General features: G+C 50.1%; 5 protein-coding genes. 1 reads left to right on the top strand and 4 read right to left on the bottom strand.

Annotated features, from left to right (window positions below; translation table 11 throughout):
* The 4 genes from HOK28_19595 to recA all read right to left on the bottom strand — a co-directional run.
* Positions 1-649, bottom strand: a 649-nt coding sequence (locus HOK28_19595) for a DUF1015 domain-containing protein (GenBank protein ID MBT6435310.1), incomplete at its 3' end; no start/stop codon positions are given.
* 22 nt (positions 650-671) lie between these two features.
* Positions 672-1,310, bottom strand: coding sequence for a peptidyl-prolyl cis-trans isomerase (locus HOK28_19590; GenBank protein MBT6435309.1), 639 nt, complete (start codon positions 1,308-1,310; stop codon positions 672-674).
* A gap of 91 nt (positions 1,311-1,401) precedes the next feature.
* Positions 1,402-1,722, bottom strand: a complete 321-nt coding sequence (yhbY, locus tag HOK28_19585; protein ID MBT6435308.1) for a ribosome assembly RNA-binding protein YhbY — start codon at positions 1,720-1,722, stop codon at positions 1,402-1,404.
* Between the two features lie 182 nt (positions 1,723-1,904).
* Positions 1,905-3,029 (bottom strand): recombinase RecA, encoded by a 1,125-nt coding sequence (gene recA, locus HOK28_19580; protein ID MBT6435307.1) that lies wholly within the window; start codon positions 3,027-3,029, stop codon positions 1,905-1,907.
* Positions 3,030-3,404: 375 nt separating this feature from the next.
* Here recA and HOK28_19575 point away from each other — a divergent pair.
* Positions 3,405-3,662: hypothetical protein (locus HOK28_19575; GenBank protein ID MBT6435306.1), on the top strand; the 258-nt coding region annotated here is incomplete at its 3' end.

Below are 3,662 nucleotides of genomic sequence, written 5' to 3'. Positions count from 1 at the left end.
CAGCGGCCGAGCGATGGTGTCCATCGGCGATGTAGATTGGGCCGAGTGCATCAAAACCGTTAACAACCGAAGCAATGTCGTCAGAATCGGCAATGGTCCAAAGTTGGTGACGAATACCGTCTGCGGCAACAAAGTCTACGGCAGCCTGAGCTTGGGTAGCCTTGGTCATGGCGGCAGCGAGCATGTCGGATTGGCGATGAACCAGAAACACTGTTCCGGATTGTGCACCGAGTGCTTCGATATTTTTGACGCGGTCGTCTTCTTTGTCCGGCCGCGTGAACTCATGTTTACGAACGATATTTTCATCGTACTCATCGGTGCTTGCACAAAGAACAAACCCGGTTTGAGTACGGCCATTCATTGTAAGCGCGTAAGCGTAGAGGCATTCGGTTTTATCTTGAACCATAACGCCGTCGTCGATCATCGTTTTGAGTGCTTTTGCACCTTGGGAGTAAACAGCATCATCGTAGAGACCCACGTCATCGGCCAAATCGATTTCAGGCTTGGTGACGTGGAGGAATGTGTGGGGATTACCCTGGGCAAGAGCTTGCGCTTCTGCTCGGTTTACCACGTCGTAGGGCACAGCGGCCACTTGTTCAACAAGGTCGGCCCGTGGGCGTAAGGCTTTAAAAGGATAAATTGTAGCCATCTTGGTCTCCTCTGGTCCTGGATTAGTCGAGCTCGATTTTTTCAATAATGATGTTGTCTTTGGGTACGTCGCCCATGCCTTTGGGAATCGGAGCATTGCACGGTGCTCGTTTTTGGCTGGGGCAGTGCGTGGGTACGCCGGCAATGGAGTCTACGACGTCCATACCTTCAAGCACTTTACCGAATACAGCGTAACCATATTTACGAGGCTGCGTCCCTTTGTGGTCGAGGCGGCTGTTGTTTCCAACATTGATAAAGAATTGGCTGGTCGCTGAATCGATAACCCCGGTGCGAGCCATGGCGACGGTTCCACGCTTGTTGCTGAGCCCATTGGTGGCTTCATTCTTAATGGTGTCGCGCGGCTTTTTCTTGTTGAGCTTTTCATCGTGCCCGCCGGTTTGAATCATGAAGTTCGGAATGACTCGGTGAAAAACTACGCCATTGTAAAACCCATCGGCGACGTATTGTTTGAAGTTTTCAACGCTGATTGGAGCGCGTTCTGGGTAGAGCTCGAGAGTGATAACACCTTTGTTGGTCGTAATAATCGCTTCGAGTCGGGACTCACCATCGCCGGCTTCCGGAGTGGTCGGAGCTGGACCGTCGTCGCTGCAAGCAGCTGCGAGACTGAGAGTTGAAATGAGGAGAACAAGATAACGCCACATATGAACATCCTTTGCTGAGAAGACTCTCAATTTGATGGATGTTGTAGATCAGCAGACCGGCGGCATCAACCTTGGAACGGTTCTAAGGGCCTTAGCGGGGAAGTTTAATTTCAGGCTCTTCAGGGTGCGGGCGATATAAAACCACGGTGTGGCCAATTAATGCACACATGCAGGAGCCGGTTTGAGCGGCTAAGTCCTGCGCCGCCTGCTTTTTGTTGTCGGGCTCGTGCATCCGAACCTTAATGAGTTCGTGCTGAAGAAGTGCTACATCAATAGCTCCAATCACACCTTCGGTGACGCCATGTTGGCCCACGGTGACGATTGCTCGCATGTGATGAGCCATACTTTTGAGGTATCGCTTGGATTTGGCGTCTAGTTCGAGCGCCTTTGGCATTTCTTGTTCACTAATCATAACTCTCGTCCCTTCACCTGAAACGCGTGAATCAGGCTTCAAGGGCCGCACTTAGCGTGCCAGCGCCAGATGGGCAAGTGATCAAAGAGGGCGTTGCGATATTAAGAGATGCTTTAGGTGTACGCGGGCTTCAGGAGGGATCTTGAAGCCCGCATACGGAGGGGAATGGCTAACGAAGAAAATTAGTTTTGTGCGCTGCCGCGTGGCGCCCGGCGACCACTTGATTTACTTTTCTTACCGGTGCCTTCTTTAGCAGGAGCGTTGCCTTGCTCTGGCTCTTTAGCTTCGCCCTGTACCTCAGGTACGAGTCCGAAGTGGAGACGAATACGCTCTTCAATATCTTTCATCACTTCAGGGTTACCGAGGAGGAAATTACTTGATTGCTCACGGCCCTGTCCCAAACGGTCGCCTTGGTATGAGTACCAAGAGCCGCTCTTGTCGATGATGCCAACATCTGTACCGAGGTCGAGTAAATCGCCGACCTTGGAAATACCCATTCCGTACATAATGTCGAATTCGTGCTCTCTAAATGGAGCAGCGAGTTTGTTTTTCACAACTTTGACGCGCGTTCGGTTACCCGTGACCTTATCGGCCGCTTTGATGGCGCCGATACGACGAATATCAAGACGAACACTTGAGTAGAATTTCAGTGCGTTACCACCTGTGGTGGTTTCTGGGCTACCGAACATAACACCAATTTTCATACGAATCTGGTTGATGAAGATAACGCAGGTACGGCTCTTAGAAATAATACCGGTAAGCTTACGAAGCGCCTGACTCATCAAGCGGGCCTGGAGGCCTACATGACTATCGCCCATTTCGCCTTCGATTTCTGCTCTTGGAACCAGTGCGGCTACGGAGTCGATAACGAGAAGGTCGACAGCATTGGAGCGAACCAGCATTTCTGCGATTTCTAAGGCTTGCTCACCAGTATCGGGCTGCGAAACGAGTAGGTCGTCGGTTTTAACGCCAAGCTTACGTGCATAGTTTACATCGAGTGCGTGCTCGGCATCGATGAATGCAGCAACGCCGCCCGCTTTTTGGGCTTCGGCAATCGCATGTAGAGTAAGAGTTGTTTTACCGCTGGCTTCTGGTCCGTAGATTTCTACGATTCGGCCGCGCGGGATGCCGCCTATTCCGAGAGCCACATCCAATCCGATGGAGCCAGTCGAAATGACGCGAATATCTTTAGCAACGGGGTTGTCTTCACCCAATCGCATAATGGAGCCTTTACCAAACTGCTTTTGAATGGAACCCATTGCGAGTTCAATCGCTTTATCTCGGTTGAATGTTGAATTGCCTGCCATGGTGTCTCTCCCCAAAGTGAGTGCGAATCGTTGTTTGACTCTGTTGTATACTGAACAAGTGTCTACTGCAATTTTATACAGTATATTTCAGTTCCCTCTGACAAATTTTGTACGTCCGAACGGTTTGAATGGCCAATTTTACTCAGATCTACTTGAATTCATGTAGGTTTTTGGATCATTTTAATCTTTGAAAGTGTCTTCAAATTGTGAAAGTTGATTAAATGACGGCTCTTTGGGCCGAAAAAAGAACGTTAAATGTTCAGTGTTTTATGCTTGGATAAATGAACCATGCGGTTTAAGGCGGGTTTTTTGAAAAGTAACGAATATAAGGTCACAATAGGTAAAAGTTCAGACTGAATAGGGTCTATTTTGAGCATGCAGCAACAACCTCTTGGTAAGAGCCAAGAACCAGGCAGAAGAATTCGGGCGGCCGCTACATGGGCTCGTGCGCTTGGTCAGGTATTTGAGAGGGTTGCCTTATTTGAGATTCGAGGCACCGATGCCCGGGTCGCCTACGTAAAAGGAATCGATCTTCAAGCACGCGGTGAAAGCCTGAGCCTTCTCGACCAAACGCCTTTGCGTTGGACCATTGAAGCAGCTTCCCCCGTAGTAAGCGCTGGTCGCTCGCCTGGT

Source organism: Deltaproteobacteria bacterium (assembly GCA_018668695.1).
Classification (GTDB): Bacteria; Myxococcota; XYA12-FULL-58-9; order XYA12-FULL-58-9; family JABJBS01; genus JABJBS01.
This window is presented reverse-complemented; position numbering and strand designations above follow the sequence as displayed.